The following is a 22914-nucleotide window of genomic DNA, read 5'->3' as shown; positions in this document are numbered from 1 at the left end:
CGCTCGAAGATCAAGCGGCAGGAGAAGGAGTTCGTGTCATGAGCATTCTGGTGGGGCATGGGGCGACGCTGCGAGTGGCAGCGTCGCCCCGGCGACGGTGATAGCGGCTCCCTGCGCCACGATGCGGCGACGCAGGGAGCCTGAGCTCAGAACCAGCCGATGACGACCTGGATGGTCACCCAGATCGTCAGCAGGGTGGTGAGCACGAGGACGATGTTCTCGAAGATGTTCGCTCGGTGCTCCCCGAAATTGCTCTTCCTGTTGGCGAGGATGAGCAGACCGATGGCGACCAGCGGCACGATGATCGCCTGCAGCCCGGTGACGAAGACCGCCATGGTGACGAAGCCCGGCATGCCCGGAAATGCCCAGATGATCGGCGAGATGAGGATGAAGAGGCTGAGCCACTTGAAGCTCGGATCGTCCTCGAGGCGGCTTCCGTAGCGTTCGCGCCGGGCGGGCCGCACGATGTGCATGCAGTCGACGATGACTTTGGGGAAGCCGTTGGCGAAGCCGACGACGCTGCTGTAGAGGATTCCGAACGCGCCGAGATAGAAGACGATTCCGCCGATGGTTCCGAGGTGTATCGACAGCGCTTGGGAGATGTCATCGAGGTTGGTGACCTCAATGCCGTTCGGCCGCAGGATCTCGGCACCGACGACCCAGATCGAGAGGCTGATGACGATGGCAGACGAAATCCCGAACAGGATGTCGTTGCGCTGGAGCTTCTTGTAGCTGATGCCTCTCCAGCCCTTGTCGCGAACGTAGTAGGGGTAGAGGAAGTTCGCCATCGAGCCGGCGACTGCTCCGATCAATGACAATGCCACGGCGAAGACGCCGATCGCTCCGGTGTTGTCGGGGATTCCGAACCCGATGGTGCCGCGAACGATCTCACCGACATCGGGAACACTGTAGATCGCAAGTCCGAGGAACACCACCGTCATCATGGCCAGGAGCAGCTTCATGATGTTCTCGATCGTCTTGTAGACGTTCTTGCCGATCACGAAGATGCTGGCGACGACGAGGACACATGACCAGAGGAACGGATCGCCGATGGTGATGATCTTCGCCAGAGCCTCGCCGGCACCGCGAACCATATAGCCGTTGAGCAGGTGACCGCTGATGAGTGCGGCGATGCCGATGGCCCAGGGGTACCAGCGGGCGACATCGTTGTAGCCCTCGATGATCGACTGGTTCTTCAGGTTGAGGACCTGATAGCGGCCCATGATGTTGACGATGACGAATCGGATGAGCAGGGAGGCGGCAAGCAGCCACATGAGGTTGTAGCCGTAGTTCGACCCCGACACCGAGGCGGTGACGAGATCCCCGGCCCCCATCATCGCGAGGACGGCGATGATGCCGGGGCCGAATTCGCGGAGGCTTCCGAGGATTCCTCTCTTTCTCGGGGCGCCTGCGCCGGTGTCTGTCTCGGTCTGAGCATCGTTGCTCGGGGAACTCATATGTATTGGATCCTTTCGGCGGGTCCGGTCAGATCACCAGCGCGGAGCCAGTGCCTGGTAGTCAGGGTCGAGCTTCTGCATGTAGCCGGTGTCGTCGCGATTTCTGATTCCGCAGTCGAGGTAGCGCTGGTGCAGGGCGGCGAGTCTGTCTCGGTTCAGCTCCACGCCCAGCCCGGGTGCTTTCGGCACCTCCAGGCTTCCGCCTTCGAAGTGGAACGGGGCACCGGCGACGACATCGTCCTCGGGGTTCTTCCACGGCCAATGGGTGTCGCAGGCGAAGTCGATGTTCTGAGTCGACCCGGCCAAATGGAGCATGGCCGCGAGGCTGATGCCCAGGTGCGAATTCGAATGCATCGACAAAGACATTCCGAAGGTCTCGGCGATGCCTGCCAGCATGCTCGACCTGCGCAGCCCTCCCCAGAAATGGTGATCGGAGAGGATGATGTCGATGCTGCCTGCCGCGATCGCCTCCGGCAGCTGAGCGAAGGCGACGACGCACATGTTCGTCGCCAGCGGCATGGAGGCCGAGGAGCGGACCTCGGCCATCCCCGTGATACCCGGCGTCGGGTCCTCGAGGTATTCGAGCGTTGAGGCCAGACGCTCGGCAACGCGGTTCGACGTCTCGACCGTCCAGGCGGCATTGGGGTCGATTCGCAGCGGCACCTCGGGGAATCGGGTCGCAAGAGCCTCGATGGCTTCCGCTTCCTGATCCGGGGCGAAGACGCCTCCTTTGAGCTTGAGAGCCCTGAATCCGTATTCGGAGACCATCTTCTCGGCCTGCCGGACGATGCCGGCGGGATCGAGAGCCTCACCCCACCGGTCATCGGCATGTCCCGGATGCCCGGCCCATTTGTAGAACAGGTAGCCGCTGAAGTCGACCCGCTCGCGCACGCGACCGCCGAGAAGCTCGGAGACGGGCAGACCGAGTTTCTTGCCCTGCAGATCGAGGAGTGCCACCTCGAACGGTGAGAAGACACGATCGAGAGTGGAGGAATCGGTGATCATTCCGCTCATCCCGTGCCCACCGGCGCTGGAATCCTTGGCCAGAGCCTCGTCGACTCTGGTGCGCGCGTGGTTGATGTCGAAGATGTCCGTGCCGATGAGTGCCTCGGCTGCGAGGGTCAGTCGCGCCTGGTGAGCCTCATCGCCGTATGTCTCGCCAAGTCCGTAGGTGCCGGAGTCGGTGATGACTTCGACGATGGTGCGGATGGCGAAGGGCTCATGGACTCCCACCGCATTGAGCAGGGGCGGGTCGGCGAAGGCCACCGGGGTGATGGAGATATCGACGATGCGCTCGCGTGAGGTCGGTGTTCCTGTCATTGCAGTGTTGTCCTCAGCCGATCGTCACGGTCTCGACTGTCCAGGCACGCGCTTGATCACTGAGCGTGATTCCCAGACCGGGGCGGTCGGGCACGATCATCCGACCGTCCTTGGTCTCAAGCCGCTCGTTGAACAGCGGGTCGAGCCAATCGAAGTGCTCGACCCAGGTCTCCCGCGGGTAGCACGCGGCCAGATGAAGGTGGATCTCCATCGCGAAATGCGGGGCGATGTCGAGTGCCGCCTCATCGGCCAGCGTGAGCAGGCGCATGAATTGCGTGATGCCGCCGACTCGCGGCGCATCGGGCTGGACGATGTCGCAGGCCCGGGCATCGATGAGTGCACGGTGCTCGGCGACGGAGCTGAGCATCTCACCGGTGGCGATCGGGGTGTCCAGGGTGCGGGTCAGTCGGGCATGTCCCTCCACGTCATAGGCATCGAGGGGTTCCTCGATCCAGACGAGGTCGAGGTCATCGAAGGCCCGCCCCATGCGCAGAGCGGTAGCTCTGTCCCATTGCTGATTGGCATCGACCATCAGCGGTGCATCGCCGATGTGCTCGCGCACCGCGCTCACGCGTCGAATGTCCTCTGCGCTGTCGGGCAGGCCGACCTTGATCTTGATTCCGCCGATGCCGTCGGCAAGCGATTTCGACGCACGGTCCTTCACCTCGTCGATGGAGGCGTTGAGGAAGCCGCCGGAGGTGTTGTACGTCCGGACCGAATCCCGGTGGCTGCCGAGGAACTTGGCCAGGGGGAGATCCGCGCGCTTGGCCTTGAGGTCGTAGAGGGCGATGTCGATGGCGGCGAGCGCCTGGGTGGCCAGTCCTGAGCGACCGACCGAGGCCCCCGCCCACAGCAGCTTCGTGTAGAGCTTGGCGATGTCGTTGGGATCCTCGCCGAGGGCCGCCTCGGCGATCTCCTTGGCGTGGGCGTACTGGGCGGGACCGCCGGCGCGCTTCGAGTAGCTGAAGCCGATCCCCGAGTTCCCCTCTGCGGTCGTGATCTCGGCGAAGAGCATCGCCACCTCGGTCATCGGCTTCTGCCGCCCGGTGAAGACCTTGGCATCCGAGATCGGCACCTCCAAGGGCAGTCGGATCGATGACAGGGTGATCGACGTGATCGCATCGGGATGGTACGCCATATGTGCTCCTCAGAAATGCCGATTCGAAGTCGATCTCGTCACGGCAATCGGCGGTGCCCGAACGAGTCGTGTGCCGACACCATGACATACGTGTTCGCCCGCAGAGGCCAATACCTTTAATGCATGAACTGATATCGAATGGGGCTTAGACAGGCATCACAGAGGACCCTAGAGTCACTTCCGAATCACCTCAATCGAAGATGTCAGAAAAGGAAGCACCATGGCCCAATTCTCCCCTCAGGAACTGGCGACACATCTGAAGAACGGTCTGCTCTCGTTCCCCGCCACGGCCTTCAACTCGGACCTCAGCATTGACGAGGATCGCTACCGTGACCACATCGCCTGGCAGTCCAGCTACGAGGTTGCCGGCCTGTTCGCAGCCGGCGGCACCGGTGAGGGCTTCAGCCTGAGCCCCGACGAAGCAGCCCGAGTGGTCTCCCTGGCCGTCGCCGAATCCCGGCCCGAAGTACCGGTCCTGGCATCCGCGGCGGGACCGACCGTGCAGGCGGTGCGCAACGTCAAGGACGCGGAAGCGGCCGGGGCCGAAGGTGTCCTGGTGCTCCCGCCCTACCTCACCGAATGCGATCAGGACGGCCTCTACCGCCACGTCGCCGCGATCTGCGAAGCGACGAACATCGGCGTCATCGTCTACAACCGCGCCAACGCGATCTACTCCGCCGAAACCGTCGCCCGCCTCGCCGACAACCATGCGAACTTCATCGGCTTCAAGGACGCCATCGGCGACATCGAGCACCTGACCAAGGTCTATGCGAAGAACGGCGACCGCCTCTTCTACCTCGGCGGGCTGCCGACGGCCGAGACCTTCGCCCTCCCGCTCCTCCAGTTGGGGATGAGCACCTACTCCTCGGCGATGTTCAACTTCGTCCCCGAGTTCGCTCTCGACTTCTATGCCGATGTGCGAGAACAGAATCGCACTGCGGTCACGGAGAAGCTCAATCGCTTCGTCCTGCCCTACCTCGACATCCGCGATCGCGGAAAGGGATTCGGCGTCTCCATCGTCAAGGGCGGCCTCAAGGCCATCGGACACGACAGCGGACCAGTGCGACCACCGCTGACCGACCTCAGCGAAAAGGACATCGCTGACCTCGGCGCGCTCATCGACGCCGCCGGAATCCGTCCCGCCACAGCCGAGAAGATCGGAGCCTGATCGCCAATGACAGAACTCACCGGCCAGTCCCTCATCGCCGGCGCCCAGCTCGCCGGCAACGGCGGCTCCACACGGGCCGTCGACCCCTCCACAGGGGAGAAGCTCGCCCCCGACTACAGTTTCCTCGACTCCACTCAGGTCGATGAGGCGATCGCGGCGGCGGCCGCGGCCTTCTCCTCATATCGCAGCACGACCCCCGAGGCCAGAAGCCGCTTCCTCGACGCGATCGCCGCGAACATCGAAGCGGTCCGGGAACCGCTGGTCGAGCGGGCGATGTCCGAGACCGGGCTTCCGCAGGCACGGCTGACCGGAGAGGTCGGCCGCACCGTCGGACAGCTGCGCCTCTTCGCCGAGGTGGTCCGCACCGGGAACCACCACGGTGCCCGCATCGACCCGGCCCTTCCCGACCGGACCCCTGCGCCGCGACTCGACATCCGGCAGCGCCGAGTTCCGCTGGGACCCGTCGTCGTCTTCGGAGCCAGCAACTTCCCCCTGGCCTTCTCCGTTGCCGGCGGCGACACCGCCTCGGCTCTGGCCGCAGGCTGCCCCGTGATCGTCAAGGCCCACAATGCGCACCCGGGCACCGGCGAAATCGTCGGCCGGGCAATCGCCCGAGCCGCCGAAGAGACCGGGATCGACAGCGGAGTCTTCTCGCTCGTCTACGGGCCGGGCTCCTCCGTCGGTCAGCAGCTGGCCGCTGACCCGCGCATCGCGGCCATCGGATTCACCGGTTCGCGCACCGGCGGACTCGCACTCGCCGCCACCGCGGCTGCTCGTCCCGTGCCCATCCCCGTCTATGCCGAGATGAGCTCGATCAACCCGGTGATCCTCCTCGAAGGCGCACTGGGCGACGAGGGGACCGGAGCCCAGGGGCTCGCCGCGCAGTTCGTCACGTCGCTGACCGGATCGAGCGGTCAGCTGTGCACAGCCCCCGGGCTGGTGCTGGTTCCGACCGGAGCCGCCGGCGACGCATTCGTCGCCGCCACGGCCGAACTGCTGCGCGAGCAGTCCGGGCAGACGATGCTCACCCCCTCGATCGCCGAGGCGTTCGACCGAGGGGTTTCGAAGCTCGCCGCTCAGGACGACGTCACCGAGGTGGCCCAGGGCCAGCCGGGTCAGGAAGCCAATGCTCCCGCACCTGTCGTGTTCACCGCCTCGGCGGCCGCGCTGAGCTCGAACAGTGTGCTCAGCGAGGAGATCTTCGGTGCCGCATCTCTGCTCGTCCGCTATGCCGATGTCGACGAGCTTGCGGCCACACTCGCAGACGTCGAAGGACAGCTGACGACGACCATTCACGCTGCAAAGTCCGACCACGAGGCGGCAGGCCGACTGCTTCCCACACTTGAAGACCTCTGCGGTCGAATCCTCTTCAACGGATGGCCGACGGGAGTCGAGGTCGGACACGCGATGGTCCACGGCGGGCCGTTCCCGGCGACCTCGGCTCCGGCGACAACCTCGGTGGGCAGCCTCGCCATCGACAGGTTCCTCCGGCCGGTCGCGTATCAGGCGATTCCCGCCTCGCTGCTGCCCGAGCCGGTGCAGGATGAGAACCCCTGGTCGGTCGTGCAGATGATCGACGGAACGGTGAGATAGAGACATGGGCGAAACGGTTCGACCGACCATCGCCGCCGTTCGCGTCGTCCCCGTGGCCGGGCGCGACTCGATGCTGCTCAACCTCTCCGGGGCACACGGGCCCTACTTCACCCGCAACATCGTTCTCGTCACCGACAGCGATGGACGGACGGGGCTCGGTGAGGTTCCCGGCGGAGAGAACATCAAGTCAGCAATCGAAGAGGCCGGAGGAGAGCTGATCGGTCGCCCGGTGGCTCTGGTCAATCGGATCGTGTCCGAGCTGCACGGGAAGTTCGCCGCAGTCGACGCCGGAGGCCGAGGCAACCAGACCTTCGATCTGCGCGTCGGCGTGCACGCGACCGCCGCGCTCGAGTCCGCGCTGCTCGACCTCCTCGGACAGTTCCTCGGGCTGCCGGTGGCAGACCTGCTCGCCGCAGGCCAGCAGCGAGACGCCGTGCCGATGCTCGGGTATCTCTTCTACGTCGGCAACCCGGACGCCACCGATCTCGACTACCTGCGTGAGCCTGAGGCTACCGGCTGGGATCGGCTGCGTCGCGAAGAGGCGCTGACCCCGGAATCGATCGTCACCCTCGCCGAGGCGGCTGCCGAGAAATACGGGTTCAAGGACTTCAAGCTCAAGGGAGGTGTGCTCGCCGGCGACCGTGAGGTCGACACCGTCACCGCGCTCGCCGAGCGCTTCCCGGACGCTCGGATCACCCTCGACCCCAATGGCGGCTGGCTGCTCGAGGACGCCATCCGCTATGGGCATGCACTCAACGGCGTCGTCGCCTACGCCGAGGATCCCTGCGGCCCCGAGGGTCGCTTCTCCGGGCGCGAAGTGATGGCCGAGTTCCGTCGTGCCACCGGGCTGCGGACGGCGACGAACATGATCGCCACGGACTGGCGGGAGATGGCCCACGCGATCCGTGAGTCATCTGTCGACATCCCCTTGGCCGATCCGCACTTCTGGACGATGTCCGGCTCTCACCGAGTCTCCCAGATGTGCCACGACTTCGGTCTCACCTGGGGTTCGCACTCGAACAACCACTTCGATGTCTCCCTGGCCATGTTCACCCATGTCGGTGCCGCCGCCCCAGGCGAGATCACCGCGCTCGACACCCACTGGATCTGGCAGGACGGTCAGGAGCTGACAACCGAGCCGCTGCGGATCGTCGACGGCGAGATCGCTGTACCGCAGACACCGGGCCTCGGCGTGACGATCGACGAGGACAAACTGGCCGCGGCCCACGAACTCTACGTCGAACACGGTCTGGGATCGCGCGACGATTCGGTGGCCATGCAGTACCTGGTCCCCGGATGGTCCTTCGACGCGAAACGACCCTGCCTGGTCCGGTGAGACGCGTGCGGTGCAGCCTGCTGACCGCCTCCGCGCCCGAGAAGTGCACTGAATGAGTCAGGATGCACCGGTTGCAACCGGTGCATCCTGACTGAATCGGTGCAGAGCGGCCCGGCCACCCGCGAACGCCGCCCGCTTCAACTCACCCAGAGTGCGAGCACGCAGGCGGGCACGAGGACGATGACGAGGAGCAGTCCGAACCGGGCGTAGCGACGCCAAGAGATGTCCACGTCGAGACTCGTCAGCCGCTGATGCCACAGCAGGGTCGCCAGCGATGCCCACGGTGAGATCAGCGGGGCCAGGTTGACGCCGATGAGCAGGGCGCCCATGCGCAGCGGGGACTCGGCGATCGGGGTGAGTGCGAGGAATGCCGGCAGATTGTTCACCGCGTTCGCACCCAGTGCGCCGACCGCCGCCACCTGCAGCAGGCTGCCGAGGTCCTCACCTGTGCCGCTCGCCGAGGCCAGCAGCGTCCCGAATCCGTGGGCGTGGGCGGCCTCGACGAGGACGAAGAGGCTCGCCGCGAACACCAGAGTGCGCCACGGGACGAGGCTCGGGCTGAGCACTCGGGGCCTGCGGATCGCGAACGCCGCCAACAGAACGAGCGCGGCGCCTCCGGCGACGATGGCCACGTCCGCGCCCGAGATCAGCAGTGGCACGAGCAGGCCAACGACGATCATGCCGACGATGAGAAGCGGACGGTCAGCCACCTCGGCGGGGGCGGTCACCGTGTACCTGCCGGTCAGGGACCTGCGGTAGATGATCGAGAGCGCAGCGACGGTGATGACCACGGCAGTCAGGGTCGGGGCCCACAGGGCGGAGGTGAAATCACCCGGGTGCGGCCCGAAGGTATCGGCGGCGATGAGGTTCGTCAGATTGGAGACCGGGAGGAACAGGGACGCTGTGTTCGCCAGCCACACGGTGGCCAGGGCGAAGGGCAGGGGAGAGAGGCCGACCCGGCGGGCGAGGACGACGACGATCGGGGTGACGAGGACGGCCGTGGTGTCGAGTGACATGAAGGCCGTGATGAGCACGATCATGACGAGCACGAGCGACCACAGCAGGATCACACGACCCCGACCCCAGGCCGCGAGGTGCGAGGCGAGGACGGTGAAGACCCCGGCCAAGCTCGCGAGTTCGGCGACGATCGTCACCCCCAAAACGAAGGCGAGAACCGGCCCGGTGGTCGCTGCCAGCTCGCCGAGCTGCGGACCGGGCACCAGACCGGCGACCACGACAAGGAGCGCCGCGGCCGCGAGGATCCCCGTGATGATCCGGATCCAGTGCCGCCGCGTCGGACCGGACACGGAATCACTCACATGTGCAGGGTACGCCGGGGCCGCGCGAGGCACCATCCGCCGTCTGTCGTCTGCGGTGTTCCCCGCGCGCCGCACCATCCTCGGGGCGACGGCGTACCTTGGAACCATGGCGCATCCGCAGATGTTCGATGACGACGATCCGGTGCTCGCCCGGCTGCGGGCGATCGCGCTGAGCCTGCCCGAGGCCATGGAGAAGGTCTCGCACGGTCGCCCGACCTTCTTTACGAAGAAGGTCTTCGCCTACTACGGGGGTGCACGCAAGCACGTGACCGGCGAGATCGAACAGCACCCTCACTCCGTTCTCGTCCTCCTCGATCCCATGGACGCCGAGGTGATGCTCGAGCGACCGGACTCCTTCGTTCCCATGTATCTCGGTCCGACCGGGTGGATCGGCCTCGAAGTGTCAGGGCTGGACGATGAGGAGCTGCGGGAACTCATCGTCGATTCGTACCGGAACACCGCCTCGGCGAGGTTGGTCCGGCAGGTGTCGGCGGGGGAGTGAGGCTCGGGTAAGCGATGCGTCGGGATCGGTATCCACACCACCACGCGGAACATCACCCTGAGACCAACCCGCCACCGGTAAGGTCGGATCCATGAGCTCACGCATCGTCATCACCACCGACTACCTCCACTCGGGCGACACCGTCGACACGATGCTGCGTGAGCGCGGTCTCGAGCCGGTCTACTCGCCGGCAGGAGGCGGCCGCACAGACGAGGAGAAGCGAACACTCTTCACCGGAGCCGGCGGAGCGATCGCCGCAAGTGAGCCGGTCACCCGCGAGATGCTCTCCGCCGCCACCGACCTCAAGGTCCTCGCCCGCGCCGGAGTCGGCTACGACAACGTCGACCTCGACGCCGCAGCCGAACTCGGCATCCGAGTCTGCAATACTCCTGAGGTCAACCATCACGCCGTCGCCGAGATGGCACTCGCCCTCATGCTCGCCAGCGCCCGCCGCCTCGCGACCGTACTGAGCGGAGTCGCCTCCGGCGGATGGCCGCGGGAAGCCGGGACCGAACTGCGAGGGAAGACGCTCGGAGTCATCGGCTATGGCCCCAGCGGCCGAGCAATCGCCGCACTCGGCACAGCCCTGGGCATGCAGGTTCTCGTGTCCACAGGCCACCCCGACGTCGACCCCGCCTCCGGGATCGACTTCGCGGACTTCGACACGACGGTGAAGGCCGCCGACTACCTCACCCTCCATGCCCGGGCCACCGGCACCCCGGTCATCGACGCCGAGACCCTGGCGGCAATGAAGGACACGGCCGTCCTCATCAACACCTCCCGTGGTTCACTCGTCGACGAAACTGCCCTGGTCAGCGCCCTACGCTCGGGGCAGATCGCCGGTGCCGGACTTGACGTCCTCGAGCGCGAACCCATCATCGAAGACAACCCGCTGCGGACCATGGACTCCGTCGTCATCACATCCCACCTCGCCGGGCAGACCGTCGAAGCGCGCGAACGCGCCGGAATCGCCGCAGCCCAAGCAGTCATCGACGTCTTTGAAGGGCGGGAGCCGCGCGGGTTCGTCGTGTGAGGAGCGGTTTCACAACGAAGAGCAGAACCAGCCCCACCGCCACCAGAATCAGCCCGGCGAGTAATCCGTAGAAGGGGAACCCGTACTGCGTCACCGAGAACTCCTCACCGGAGACGGTGTCCCCGCTGCAGGTGAGGCTGGGAAGCAGGTAACTGGCAGTCACGGAGAATCCCAACGCCTCTTCGCCGCCGACGTCTCCCGGGCAGATCCCGAATCCATCGGACTTCGACGCCGAATACCACTGCAGATACTGGCCGAGCAGCATCAGCGGAAGCAGGAAGGCCCCGACCCCGATGAGGCGTAGCGGCCACCGATCCCGACAGGGTTCGGAGAACGGCGAGCGGTACAACGTGACCAGCCTGGTCACCGTGAACGCCAGCAGTACGCCGAGGAGGACCGCGAAGCCCAGCGCCGCGAGCCCGGCCGACATGACGAACATCGCCGAGGTGACCCCAGAGTATTCGATCATCGAGTAGCCGCCGTCGTGGGTCGAGGCGAAACAGGTGAAACCGAAAGGGGCGCGATCGACGAGTTCCACCGCGTCCGGATCGGCACCGAAGTCGTCGATCAGATCAGAGCAAGTCTCGGCAACACCGCGAGACTGAGCCACCGACGTCGAGATCCACGAAGTCACCCACTGCGCCACGTGGAGAAGCAGAGCCAGCGCCAAGCCGACGCACGGAAGCAGAAACGCCATCTGCCAGCCTGATAGTCGCCGGGCGAAGCGAAGGGGCGCCTGCGCCACGGCTCGCACTCTCATCTTCATGCTCAAACGCTAACCCAAGAAGCGTTGTGAGAACCCGGCGCCGACGAAGTTTCAGCGGTCCTCACAGGCAGCGACCACCCCTGGCCAGCCCCGCCTCGGCGGTCATAGGGTGGGGATATGTCGACATCAGCGCAGAACCCAGCCATCCCCACTCTCGACCTCAACGACGGCCGCTCGATCCCGCAGCTCGGCCTCGGCATCTACGCGATGAAGGGCCAGGAGGGCGTCGACGCGATCGTCGGCGCCATCGACTCCGGCTACCGACTCCTCGACACCGCGGTCAACTACGAGAACGAACGCGAGGTCGGCGAAGCCGTCGCGAACTCACCGGTCGAACGGTCCGAACTCTTCGTCACCTCAAAGATCCCCGGCCGTCACCACGGCTTCGACGAGGCGATCGCGAGCACCGAGGAATCGCTGGCCCGGCTCGGCCTCGACTACCTCGACCTCCATCTCATCCACTGGCCCAACCCCAGCGTCGGCAAGTACATCGACACCTGGCGCGGCCTCATCGAACTGCGCGATCGCGGGCTCGTGAAGTCCATCGGCGTCTCGAACTTCACCGAGGCGATGCTCGCCGAACTCATCGAGGTCACCGGCGTCACCCCCGCCGTCAACCAGGTCGAACTCCACCCATATTTCCCGCAGGAGAAGCTCATCGAGTTCCACCGTTCGGTCGGCGTGCAGACCGAAGCCTGGTCACCGCTCTACCGCGACCAGGGGCTGTTCGACGAGGCCCCCATCGCCGAGGCGGCCGCCGCGCATGGCGTGGAAGCGGCCCAGGTGGTGCTGCGTTGGCACATCGAGATCGGCAGTCTGCCGATTCCGAAGTCGGCGAACCCGGAACGTCAGCGCAGCAACGCCGATGTCTTCGGCTTCCACCTCACCCCCGCCGAGGTGGCCGCGATCTCCGGACTCGAGCGCGGTCGGATGAAGGACCGGGATCCGCTCACCCACGAAGAGATGTGATGGTCACGTCGCGGGGGAGTACAGCTCGCTGATACCCATCCGGCTGGGTGGCGGCAGCGCGATCTGAGCTCGCGCGGTCTCGGTTCCGAAGGCGAAGAGCAGAAACGCGACCAGTCGTTGTGAGAGTTCGTGTGTGTGCCGACCCGATGCGGAGCTGAGGCCGGAATTGGCCAGCAACACCATCGTCAGGTCGCTGACGGCGAAGTCCTCCCGCAGCATTCCCGCTTGCTTCGCGCGGTCGACGAGCTGGGAGAACTGTACCTCCGCCTCACGTCGTTTCTCGTCGACGCCGTGCCGGTGCTCGTGCCCGGGCCCGGGGTCGGGATTGGGCCCGGAATCGGATTCTGGCATCTCGGAGTCCTCGGCTGCGGCGCGGGTCGAGAGGAACGCCTCGGTGAATCCGCGATCCTCGATCTGCATGCGACAGACCTCCTCGATGAAGCGGCGGAAGCCGTTCCACGGATCGGGATCGGACACCGCCTCGAAGAGCACCGATTCGCAATGATCGAGTTGCGTGGCGAAGGCCTCTTCGACGAGGCTCTCGCGGTCAGGGAACCGCCGGAACAGCGTGGCCACACCGACTCCCGCCCGCCGGGCGATCGCACTCATCGGCACATCGAGTCCGCGTTCGGCGAAGAGCTCGGTAGCGGCGGCGAGGATGCGCCGCCGGTTGAGTGCCGCATCCGAGCGAAGTTTCGTGCTGCGGGAGGCGTCGATCTGAGACTGCTCGGGCATATCTTCTCTCACTTCCACGGAAACGGAATCACCCGGTCGCATTCGACCTTAACCTAAGTGGAAAGCACCTTCCAGATCAGGATGGGTGGGTCGAAACCCGGCGATGGGCCGGAGAAGAGGCAAGCAGATGAAGATTCTCATGTTCGGTCGCGGAGTGATCGGCACACAGTACGCATGGGCGCTCGAGACGGCCGGGCACGAGATCGACTTCTATGTCCGTCCGGGCCGGGCCGCCGACTATGGCCCGCACGTCGACCTCGAGATCAGGGACGGCCGCCGCCGACGCGGCGATCGCGAGGTCAGGCGGCGCTGGCCGATCACGATGCGCGAGGAGCTGACCGCCGATCATGACTACGACCTCATCATCCTCAGCGTCAACCACGACCAGATGGCCACCGCCGTCGAATTCCTCGCCCCACGCATCGGCAAGGCGACGGTGCTCGTCTTCAACAACATCTGGATCGAGCCCACACAGGCGGTGGCCGGAATCCCCGAGGACCAGATCGTGTGGGGCTTCCCCGGCGCCGGCGGCGGATTCTTCGACAGCACCCTGCGCGGCGGCATGGTCAAGACCGTATTCCTGGGGCTGCTCGATCGTGAGAAGCCGTCCGAGCGAGACAGGGCGGTGCACGAGCTCTTCACTACGGCCGGGTTCTCGGTCTCCGAAGTGGCGGACTTCCGGAGTTGGCTGTGGTTCCACTTCATCCTCGACGCTGCCATCATGATCGGAATCCTCCGCTCCGGCGGCTTCCGCGAATTCGTGGGATCACCCTCCGCGGTGAAGGAATCGATGCTGCACGTGCGGGAGATGATCCCCGTCCTCGAAGCCAAGGGCGGAACTCCGCGCCTGGGGGCCAAGGCAGTGAGCCTGATCCCGGCCGGTCTGCTCGGCTTCGGTCTGCGCAGACTCCTCGGCGGCGACGGCGGCTTCGGCTATCTCATGGATCAGGCGATGGGAAGCGGCCACGGCAACTATGAGATGACCAGCATCTATCCGCGTGATGTCCTCGCCGAGGCGAGACTCCTAGGAGTCCCTGTGCCGAGATTGACCGCTCTGGAACCCGTGTTCGAGTGACTGCGGTCTGACAGAGACCCGAACGAAGTCCTTCATGAGATGCAGCGCCGTCTTTCGGGATACAAGCGGATCCCGAGCGGCAATACGATAGCCCAGGTAGTCCTCCATCGACATCAGGGTCATCGCGATGTCCAGTGCTTCCTGCTGCAGGTCGAAGTCGCCCGCGCGAGAACCTGCCGCGAGGAGAGATTCATAGAGTCCGACTTGGCGGTGGTAGATGGCTTGAACATCGGATCGGTTCTTGAGGTCGAAACCTGCATCGAGAATCGCCATCCAGATGACTCGCCATTCCGCGTCTTCGGGACCTGTCGGCAATCCGGCCTCGATTACGGCCTCCAGCCGCTTCTCGTGATCGGCGATCGTATCGATGAGCGCGAGGCGGTCCTCGTAGAATCGGGTGTTCGAACGCGCCGCGAGTTCGGCGGTGAGGCTCTCGATGTCGGAGTAGTAGTACCTGATCGCGTTGGTCGTCACACCGAGTCTGTCTGCCACCTGGGCGAGGCTCAGCTGCGCAAGATCCGTCTCGCCGACGAGTGAGATCGCTGCCCGAAGGATATCCTCCCGACGTTGCGCTTGAGTGATTGGTCGCGCCACTGCGCCTCCTCGCTCCTCGTTCGGCTGCTGAGTATTCAGGTTACCGACTGCGCAATGAGATTTCGGTCGAGGGGTTGTGCTCCACGCCACATTACGCCATTATTTTCACATTAGGAAAATAACTGGAGGAAAACTGTGAGAGCTCGTGATCTCGGCATTGTGGTCGGCACCCATCGGACCGGCACGCTCAATGCAATCACCGATGTACCCGGTGTCAAGCTCGGATATTCCACCCTCGGGGGAGTGCCTTCCGGTGGGGAGAAGACGACCGCGAACACTGGGGTGACGACGATCCTCCCTCACGAGGACATCTGGACGCAGCCCGTCTTCGCTGGTGCTCATAGGCTCAACGGCAGCGGTGAGATGACCGGACTCGAATGGATCAGGGAGGCCGGCGAACTGACGTCGCCGATCGCGCTGACCAACACTCACAGCGTCGGACTCGTTCGCGATGCGCTGGTCAAGGAACAGGTGGCGCACCGTGGTCCGGGACCGTACTGGTGTCTGCCTGTCGTAGCCGAGACCTATGACGGGTTGCTCAATGACATCAATGGTCATCATGTTCGCGAAGAGCATGTCTTCGACGCACTGCGCACAGCCTCATCCGAGCTGCCGGAGGAAGGCAATGTCGGCGGTGGCACCGGGATGATCTGCCACGAGTTCAAGGGTGGATCGGGAACGTCGTCACGAATCCTCGACACCTCTGCTGGCAGCTACACGGTGGGAGTGTTCGTGCAGGCGAATCACGGCAGGCGAGAGCGACTGAGCGTTGAGGGGGTTCCGGTCGGGCGACGTATCGGCGCCGAGGTGGTTCCCACTCCGGATGCCCCGACCGTTTACGAACGGGGATCGGGGTCGATTGTCGTCATCGTCGCTACCGATGCGCCTCTGCTGCCGCATCAATGTACCCGCCTGGCCCAGCGCGCCGCGCTTGGAGTCGGCCGGATGGGCGGAACCGGTGAGCAGTACAGCGGTGACCTGATGCTGGCATTTTCAACCGGAAATCGTGGCCTTCCGCCTTATCTGTGGGACGAGAACCCACAGATCGAGCGGGCAACGATCGAGCTGTCGATGATCGCCCCGCAGCTCACGACCAGCTTCTTCGATCTCGTGATCGAAGCAACGGAAGAGGCCATTCTCAACTGTCTCGTGTCCGCTGAAACTGTCACTGGACCGACTGGAATCACGGCACACGCCATCGACCACGAGTTGCTGATGGCGGCCATGGCCGACTGACCGAATGCGAAATCGAATCAACCATTGAGCATCAAGGAGGTCGCCATGGGAAACACCGATTCGAAGAACACTCACCAACCGGCGCAGCTGACGGGTCGGCTGGGAACTACGGGCATCGTCTTCATGGTAGTTGCCGCGGCAGCACCATTGACGGTCATCGGCGGCAATATGCCGTTGGGTATCGGACTCGGCAACGGGGCGGGTGCTCCCGTCGGATTCCTCATCGCGGCGTTGATACTGCTCCTCTTCTCCGTCGGATTCGTCACGATGACCCCTCACGTTCGTGAAGCCGGGGCCTTCTTCTCCTATGTCACACTGGGACTCGGCAAGCGGGCCGGAATGGGAATCGCGGTCGTGGCGCTTGTCTCGTACACGGCAATCCAAGTCGGCATCTATGGCTACATCGGATGGGCGATCGATGACACCGTGCGCTTCTACGGTGGTCCTTCAATCCCGTGGCCCATCTATGCCCTGTTCACTCTGGCGATCGTCGCATTCCTCGGATACCGTCATATCGACCTCAGTGCAAAGGTTCTCGGGGTTGCACTCGTGGCAGAGATCGGGATCGTCCTCGTCTTGGACTTCGCCATTCTCATCAACCCCGGACCGGCCGGGATCACGGTCGAGTCATTTGCCCCAGACACATTTCTTGACGGTGCCATCGGCGTCGCCATCCTCTTTGCGCTCACTGGATTCATCGGATTTGAATCGACCGCTGTCTTCCGCAATGAGGCACGCTCGCCGGAGCGCACGGTTCCTCGCGCCACCTACATAGCCGTGCTCATCATCGGCGGGTTCTACGCCTTTACCTGCTGGGCGTTCGTCGTGGCTATCGGCCCTGACTCAATCGCCGAAGTGGCGCAACGGACCCTGGATGGTGAAGCGAACATGCTACTCGACACGACGAACGATCAGTTGGGCCATGTCGGTCGCGACATAGTCAATGTTCTGCTTCTCACCAGTCTCTTCGCTTGTGTTCTGTCGTTCCACAACGTGATCGCTCGCTACCAGTTCGTTCTTGGCGGCATGAGGATCCTGCCCAAACCTCTTGCTGCGGTGCATCCGAAGCATCACTCACCATCGGTGTCCTCGCTGGTTCAGACAGGTACGGCTCTCATCCTCGTTGCGGTCTTCGCCATCTTCCGAGTGGATCCGCTGGTGGGTGTCTTCGGTTCGATGGCTGGAGTCGCGACTGTTGGAATGACTGTTCTCATGCTGTCGACTTCGATCGCGGTGATCGTCTTCTTCGTCCGCAATTCGGCGGCTCGAGCCGGTCGGAGATGGCGGACGATTCTCATCCCGATTCTTGCTTCCGTGGGGCTTCTGGCTGGCATGGGCCTGGTTCTCTCGAATTTCACTCTGGTCACAGGTGGCAGTGTCCAATTGAGTGCTGGTCTCGCTGCGATTCCTTTCGTCGCACTCATCGTGGGCTGGCTTATCGGACGAGATCGCAGGGGTGTGGCCGAAGAGCCCTCGAATGCGAACTGAGTTCCGCCGGAGTCGCAACGCGGGACAACCTCGGCTCACCGCGTACACTGATCCCTCACTCTGCGTGCAGCACACCTGTCTGCAGACTGGCCTCCTGCACGCAGAGTGAGGGATCGAGGTATCGGTGCCGACGTATCGGTACCCCTGAAGCGTCGGCTCTCAGCACGATCACCCGGGGTGCCGACCTGTCGAGGCTCACCGGCTGCCTCGCTCCGCAGATCACCCCGGGGAGAACGCTCCGATGAGTTCGTTGATGCCGAGGACGAGGAAGAGCGCGGCGATCACCCCGAGGATGACGTTGAGCAGCCAGCCGTTGCGCCACTTCTCGGGCATGTGCCGACCGTTGAGGAGCAGCAGAAGCGTGATCGCGAGGAACGGCATGAAGAACGAGCCCAACACCCCGTAGGCGATGATGATGCTCACCGGTTTGCCGATCAGCAGGAGCAGCATCGGCGGGAACGTCAGCCAGAGCACGTAGAACTTGTAGTACTTGCCGCCCGAGCGACGATCGGGGTGGTCCTCGTCCTTCTTGCGCACCCGGCCCCAGAAGTCCGCGAACATGATGGACACGCCGTTCCACACGCCGAGGACGGAGGAGAACGAGGCCGCCCAGAAGCCGAGGAGGAAGAGGTTGCCGACGAAGCCGCCGTAGCGGTCGGCGAGTACCCCGGAGAGTTCGACGAGGCCTTCATCGCCGGATTCGATGGCGATGTTCGCCGAGTACAGCAGCTCGGCGCCGATGATGAGCATCGAGATGACGAAGACACCGGAGATGATATAGGCGACCGTGTTGTCGATGCGCATCACCCGCATCCACTTCGGCTGATACCAGCCCTTCTCCTTGAGCCAATAGCCGTAGGCAGCCAGCGTGATCGTGCCGCCGACGCCGCCGGCGATGCTCAGGGTGTTGATGACACCGCCCTCGGGGATGAGCGGAACAAGGCCTTTGACCGCATCGAGGACATTCGGTGCCGCGAAGGCCGCCGAGCCGACGACGGTGAGGAACATCAGCCCGACGAAGACAGCGACGAGCTTCTCGATGGCGTGGTACTTCCCGATCCAGACGAGAGCCGCGCCGACGAGACCGGAGAAGATCGCATAGACGATGAAGGGGATCTGCGGGAAGACGGTGTAGATCGGCAGCGCCGAGGCGGACATCGCCGTGGCACCGTAGACGAAGCCCCAGATCATGATGTAGGGACCGAAGTAGATCGACGTCCACCGGCCCAGCCTGCGCCAGCCCTCGAAGATCGAATGCCCGGTCGCCAGCGACCACCGGCCTGCACCCTCGACGAGGAAGATCTTGATCACCACTCCGGCGATGACCGCCCAGAGCAGGGCATAGCCGAACTTCGAACCGGCGACGAGGGTCGCCACGAGGTCTCCGGCGCCGATGCCGGTGGCGGCGACCACGAGGCCGGGACCCAGCAGCCTCCATCTGGGCGGCGGCCCGTCATCGTGCGTGTCGGCGGCGTCGATGCCGCTCGGGTTTTCAGGTGGTGTCTGATCTGCGCTCACGGCAACCATCCTCGTGATCAGTGATGTCGGTCACGGTCTGTGTTTCACTCTACATGCTGGCGCTGACATGAGTCGGCCGCGCGGTTCGCCATGTCAGTGGGGCATGAGAAGCTGAGGCAATGGATCGAGCGATGAGCGTGGTGCCGACCGAGGTGCTCCTCGACCTCGCCGGCGAGGCGGCGTTCGCGCGGGGGCAGGCTTATCTCAATCAGGGTCGCGTCCTCCGTGCCGTGTGGTCGAGTGATGGGCAGGAGCTCGTCGGCGACGTCGTCGGATCGAGCGGCCTCTACAACGTCAGCGTCGTCTTCGATGACAATGAGGGCGAGGGGCTGGGTGAGGTCGCCGGTGCCCATTGCTCCTGCCCGGTCGGTCGCAGCTGCAAGCACTGCGTGGCGCTGCTGCTGTTCAACAATGCACGTGTCTTCGATGACGATGCACGCGAGCGTCCACGGAGCGCTGAAGCACACGGACAGGACGTCGCGGCCCCGCGCCGATTCCCCAGCATCCGATCCTCGGGCAGACTGGCACCGACCCCGGAGTGGAGGAAGCGCCTCGACCGGATCGTCGAAGTCTCCCGTCCGCGCGCGACCGCACCCGAAACCCCGCTGGCGCTCGGCTTCGAGCTCCACCGTCCGCAGAATCGCCGCTACTTCCGGTCCAAGGCTCCCGGCAGGCTCAAAGTCTCTGAACTCGCCGAGGAGGTCGAACCGGAGCTGCACATCCGCCCCCTCGTACCCGGGTCGAAGGACAATTGGATCAAGGGACAGTCCGGCTGGCACTGGTTCTCCACTCGGATGAATTCCGCCCGTTTTGATCCCGAACAGTTCGAGTGGTTCTTCCGCCTGGCCACTCTCGACGATGCGATCGGCTATCGCGGGTACTCGAACTCCTCGGCGACGATCATCCTCGACGACTTCTCCTCACCCTTCCTGTGGACTCTGCTTGCCCAGGCGAACGATGCCCACATCCTGCTGATCAGCACCGATAAGCAGATCGACGTGCGCCTCGCCGAGTCCGCGTCGTTCCGCATCGACATCACTCGCACAGGAGGTGAGCTCAACCTCGCCCCCGAAGTGGCGCACGAGGGCCGGACTGTCCCGCTGGAGACGGTGCGCCCGCTCGGTTCCGATGGCGTCTACTCGCTGACTCTGACGGGACAGTCGAAGGCCACGATCACGCTCGCCCCGCTGAGTTCAAAGCTCAGCCCGGGGCAGCGGTCGTTGCTGGCGACCACCTCGGCGACGGAGATCCCCGCCGAAGCCCACGAGAACTTCTTCAAACGGATCCTGCCGCTGCTGCGCCCGCCCGCCGGCCGCGGAGGCACGGACTCGATCATCAGCAGCGACGGCTCGGTCGAGCTGCCCGTGGAACGCCCTCCGCAGCTGAACCTGCAGCTCAGCTATGCCGGACAGACCGCCGGCAGCAAGGAGAAGGAAGGTCGTCGGACCGCGGCGGGACGCGGCCAGACGGCCGGCCGACAGCCCGGCGGAAGCCTCCGACTCGAATGGTCGTGGACCTACTTCTCGCCGAAGCGGACCTACCCGCTGGTCGGCCACCACAGCGAGTTCGCAGAGCCGAGCCAGGGGCGTGATTCGAAGTTCGAACGGGCCGCCCTGGCGCGCGTGCATGGGATCGACCCGACCGCCGCCAGAACGGCTTCTGCGACTCTGACCGGCATCGACGTGGCGACCTTCTCCACCCGCATCCTCCCGCAGCTCGAAGCACTCGAGGAGGTCGCGGTGAGCATCAGCGACCCGGATGCCGCCCCCGAGTTCCGTGAGCTCGAGGCCGAACCTGCGATCTCGATCCGGACCGAAGGCGCCGACGGCTCCGACTGGTTCGACCTCGGCATCGACGTGAGCATCGACGGCCACGAGATCCCCTTCGTCGACCTGTTCAGGGCCTTGGCCACCGAGGAGAGCCACCTGCTGCTCGAGGACGGATCGTACTTCTCCCTCGACGATCCCGCCTTCGACCGACTGCGTGAACTTCTCGCCGAGGCGGCCTCGCTCGACGGGTTCTCACCGGAGAAGCCCCAGATCAGCCGCTACCAGACCGCCCTGTACGACGAGTTCGAAGACCTCGCCGACGACGTCGCCGAGGATCCGCGATGGGCCGGGCTGATGGATGGGCTCAGGCAGCTGGACTCCATCGCCGAGGCGGCCGTGCCCGAGACCGTGCAGGCGGAGCTGCGGCCCTACCAGGTCGAGGGATTCCGGTGGTTGGCGTTCCTGCTCGAGCACAACCTCGGCGGGATCCTCGCCGATGACATGGGCCTGGGCAAGACTCTGCAGACGCTCGCTCTCATCGACCACGACCGGACCAGGCGGAAGACCGCTGGGGGAGCGGCCGGGTCTGTCGTCGCCGGTCCAGTCAAGGGGCCGCGAGCGGGAGCCGGTGAGAGTGCAGCAGATGGGCTCCCGCCGTTCCTCGTTGTCGCGCCCACCTCGGTGGTCGCGAACTGGGTACTCGAGGCCAGGAAGTTCACCCCGCACCTCACGGTCACCGCGGTGTCGGCGACGACGAAGAAGAGTAAGGTCCCCGTCGCCGAGGCGGTGGCCGGCGCCGATGTCGTCATCACCTCGTATGCGGTGATGCGGTTGGACATCGAGGAATTCGCGGGACTCGGCTGGGCGGGAGTGATCTTCGACGAGGCGCAGTTCATGAAGAACCACCAGGCGAAGACGCACCGCGCGGCCAGACGGCTCACGGCCCCGTTCCGCCTGGCGATCACGGGCACGCCGATGGAGAATTCGCTCACCGATGTGTGGTCGCTCGCGGCGATCACGGCGCCGGGACTGTTCCCGAATGCGAAGGCGTTCCGCGAGGACTACGTCCGGCCGATCGAATCGGGGGAGGATCCGGAGCGGATGACGCGGCTGCGCTCGAGACTGCGGCCATTCATGCTGCGGCGGACGAAGGACCTCGTGGCCGCCGACCTGCCGGAGAAGCAGGAGCAGGTGCTCTCCGTCGAGCTCGAACCGGCGCACCGCAGGCTTTATGACACGGTCCTCCAGCGTGAACGCAAACAGGTCCTCGGCCTCCTCGGCGATTTCGAGAAGAACCGCTTCGCGATCTTCCGCTCGCTGACGCTGCTGCGAATGCTCGCCCTCGACCCCGGCATCGTCGCCGAGCACGCCGATTCGGGAATCGGATCGAGCAAGCTGCACGTGCTCATGGAATACCTGAGCGAAATCACCGCCGAAGACCACCGGGCGCTCGTGTTCAGCCAGTTCACGAGCTACCTGCGGGCGGTCGCCGCCGAACTCGAGGAGGTTGGAATCGACTATGTCTACCTCGACGGGTCGACGAAGGACCGGACGAGAGTCATCGAGTCCTTCCGTGAAGGGCGGGCTCCGGTGTTCCTCATCAGCCTCAAGGCCGGCGGCTTCGGGCTGACCCTGACCGAGGCGGACTACGTGTTCCTCCTCGACCCGTGGTGGAACCCCGCCGCAGAATCCCAGGCGATCGACCGGACACATCGGATCGGGCAGACCCGCAACGTCATGGTCTACCGGCTCGTCGCGGAGAACACGATCGAGGAGAAGGTGCTGGCCCTGCAGGCGAAGAAGGCCGAACTGTTCACCGCGCTCATGGACAACGGCAGCGCCTTCAACGAGGTGATCTCCGCCGCCGACATCAGAGGGCTGCTCGAGGAGTAGAGGCT

Annotated in this window: 18 protein-coding genes; 10 read left to right on the top strand and 8 right to left on the bottom strand. The window is 64.8% G+C overall.

Annotated elements, in window-relative coordinates; genetic code table 11:
* Positions 1-146 precede the first annotated feature (146 nt).
* From CV023_RS09750 to CV023_RS09740, 3 genes are read right to left on the bottom strand one after another with little or no spacing between them, the layout of a single operon-like run.
* Positions 147-1457: an Nramp family divalent metal transporter gene (locus CV023_RS09750; RefSeq protein ID WP_230745322.1), complete on the bottom strand. Its 1311-nt coding sequence runs from the start codon at positions 1455-1457 to the stop codon at positions 147-149.
* Between the two features lie 33 nt (positions 1458-1490).
* Complete coding sequence (locus CV023_RS09745) at positions 1491-2777, bottom strand: glucarate dehydratase family protein (protein ID WP_230745320.1); 1287 nt, start codon at positions 2775-2777, stop codon at positions 1491-1493.
* Positions 2778-2790: 13 nt separating this feature from the next.
* A complete protein-coding gene (locus CV023_RS09740; RefSeq protein ID WP_230745319.1) occupies positions 2791-3915 on the bottom strand; it encodes an L-talarate/galactarate dehydratase in 1125 nt (374 codons plus the stop codon).
* Between the two features lie 220 nt (positions 3916-4135).
* Here CV023_RS09740 and CV023_RS09735 point away from each other — a divergent pair, with 220 nt between their 5' ends.
* The 3 genes from CV023_RS09735 to CV023_RS09725 are packed head-to-tail and all read left to right on the top strand — an operon-like array spanning position 4136 to position 8012.
* Positions 4136-5083: a 5-dehydro-4-deoxyglucarate dehydratase gene (locus tag CV023_RS09735; protein ID WP_230745317.1), complete on the top strand. Its 948-nt coding sequence runs from the start codon at positions 4136-4138 to the stop codon at positions 5081-5083.
* A 6-nt stretch (positions 5084-5089) separates the two neighbouring features.
* On the top strand, positions 5090-6676 hold the full coding sequence (locus tag CV023_RS09730) for an aldehyde dehydrogenase (NADP(+)) (protein WP_230745315.1): 1587 nt from the start codon (positions 5090-5092) through the stop codon (positions 6674-6676).
* Positions 6677-6680: 4 nt separating this feature from the next.
* Entirely contained in the window at positions 6681-8012 is a 1332-nt protein-coding gene (locus CV023_RS09725; protein ID WP_230745313.1) for an enolase C-terminal domain-like protein, read from the top strand.
* Positions 8013-8149: 137 nt separating this feature from the next.
* Here the strand turns inward: CV023_RS09725 and CV023_RS09720 are convergent, their stop codons facing one another.
* On the bottom strand, positions 8150-9331 hold the full coding sequence (locus CV023_RS09720) for an SLC13 family permease (RefSeq protein ID WP_230745311.1): 1182 nt from the start codon (positions 9329-9331) through the stop codon (positions 8150-8152).
* Positions 9332-9437: 106 nt separating this feature from the next.
* On the opposite strand from CV023_RS09720, the gene CV023_RS09715 reads away from it, so the two are divergent.
* Complete coding sequence (locus CV023_RS09715) at positions 9438-9833, top strand: MmcQ/YjbR family DNA-binding protein (RefSeq protein ID WP_230745310.1); 396 nt, start codon at positions 9438-9440, stop codon at positions 9831-9833.
* A 91-nt stretch (positions 9834-9924) separates the two neighbouring features.
* On the top strand, positions 9925-10866 hold the full coding sequence (locus tag CV023_RS09710; RefSeq protein ID WP_230745308.1) for a phosphoglycerate dehydrogenase: 942 nt from the start codon (positions 9925-9927) through the stop codon (positions 10864-10866).
* Here CV023_RS09710 and CV023_RS09705 read toward each other — a convergent pair.
* Positions 10820-11632 carry a hypothetical protein gene (locus CV023_RS09705; protein WP_230745306.1) on the bottom strand — a complete coding sequence of 271 codons (813 nt, stop codon included), beginning with the start codon at positions 11630-11632 and terminating at the stop codon, positions 10820-10822. The two genes, CV023_RS09710 and CV023_RS09705, sit on opposite strands and share 47 nt — an antisense overlap.
* Positions 11633-11749: 117 nt before the next feature.
* On the opposite strand from CV023_RS09705, the gene CV023_RS09700 reads away from it, so the two are divergent.
* Positions 11750-12601 (top strand): aldo/keto reductase, encoded by an 852-nt coding sequence (locus CV023_RS09700; RefSeq protein ID WP_230745304.1) that lies wholly within the window; start codon positions 11750-11752, stop codon positions 12599-12601.
* 3 nt (positions 12602-12604) lie between these two features.
* On the opposite strand, the gene CV023_RS09695 is transcribed toward CV023_RS09700, so the two are convergent.
* On the bottom strand, positions 12605-13336 hold the full coding sequence (locus tag CV023_RS09695) for a TetR/AcrR family transcriptional regulator (protein ID WP_230745302.1): 732 nt from the start codon (positions 13334-13336) through the stop codon (positions 12605-12607).
* Positions 13337-13463: 127 nt separating this feature from the next.
* Here CV023_RS09695 and CV023_RS09690 point away from each other — a divergent pair, with 127 nt between their 5' ends.
* Positions 13464-14411 carry a ketopantoate reductase family protein gene (locus CV023_RS09690; protein ID WP_230745300.1) on the top strand — a complete coding sequence of 316 codons (948 nt, stop codon included), beginning with the start codon at positions 13464-13466 and terminating at the stop codon, positions 14409-14411.
* Here the strand turns inward: CV023_RS09690 and CV023_RS09685 are convergent.
* The gene (locus CV023_RS09685; protein WP_230745298.1) at positions 14361-15005 is read right to left on the bottom strand and encodes a TetR/AcrR family transcriptional regulator; all 645 of its coding nucleotides are present in this window, start codon (positions 15003-15005) and stop codon (positions 14361-14363) included. The two genes, CV023_RS09690 and CV023_RS09685, sit on opposite strands and share 51 nt — an antisense overlap.
* Before the next feature lie 135 nt (positions 15006-15140).
* Between CV023_RS09685 and CV023_RS09680 the strand changes: the two genes are divergently transcribed.
* Positions 15141-16241 carry a DmpA family aminopeptidase gene (locus tag CV023_RS09680; protein ID WP_330166656.1) on the top strand — a complete coding sequence of 367 codons (1101 nt, stop codon included), beginning with the start codon at positions 15141-15143 and terminating at the stop codon, positions 16239-16241.
* A gap of 45 nt (positions 16242-16286) precedes the next feature.
* Positions 16287-17729 carry an APC family permease gene (locus tag CV023_RS09675; protein WP_230745297.1) on the top strand — a complete coding sequence of 481 codons (1443 nt, stop codon included), beginning with the start codon at positions 16287-16289 and terminating at the stop codon, positions 17727-17729.
* A 219-nt stretch (positions 17730-17948) separates the two neighbouring features.
* Here CV023_RS09675 and CV023_RS09670 read toward each other — a convergent pair whose 3' ends face one another.
* Complete coding sequence (locus CV023_RS09670; protein WP_269067297.1) at positions 17949-19256, bottom strand: Nramp family divalent metal transporter; 1308 nt, start codon at positions 19254-19256, stop codon at positions 17949-17951.
* A 122-nt stretch (positions 19257-19378) separates the two neighbouring features.
* Here CV023_RS09670 and CV023_RS09665 point away from each other — a divergent pair, with 122 nt between their 5' ends.
* Positions 19379-22909, top strand: coding sequence for a DEAD/DEAH box helicase (locus CV023_RS09665; protein WP_230745296.1), 3531 nt, complete (start codon positions 19379-19381; stop codon positions 22907-22909).
* The last annotated feature ends 5 nt before the right edge of the window (positions 22910-22914 follow it).

It is taken from the genome of Brevibacterium sp. CCUG 69071 (genome assembly GCF_021023135.1).
In the GTDB taxonomy this organism is placed as follows: domain Bacteria; phylum Actinomycetota; class Actinomycetes; order Actinomycetales; family Brevibacteriaceae; genus Brevibacterium.
This window is presented reverse-complemented; position numbering and strand designations above follow the sequence as displayed.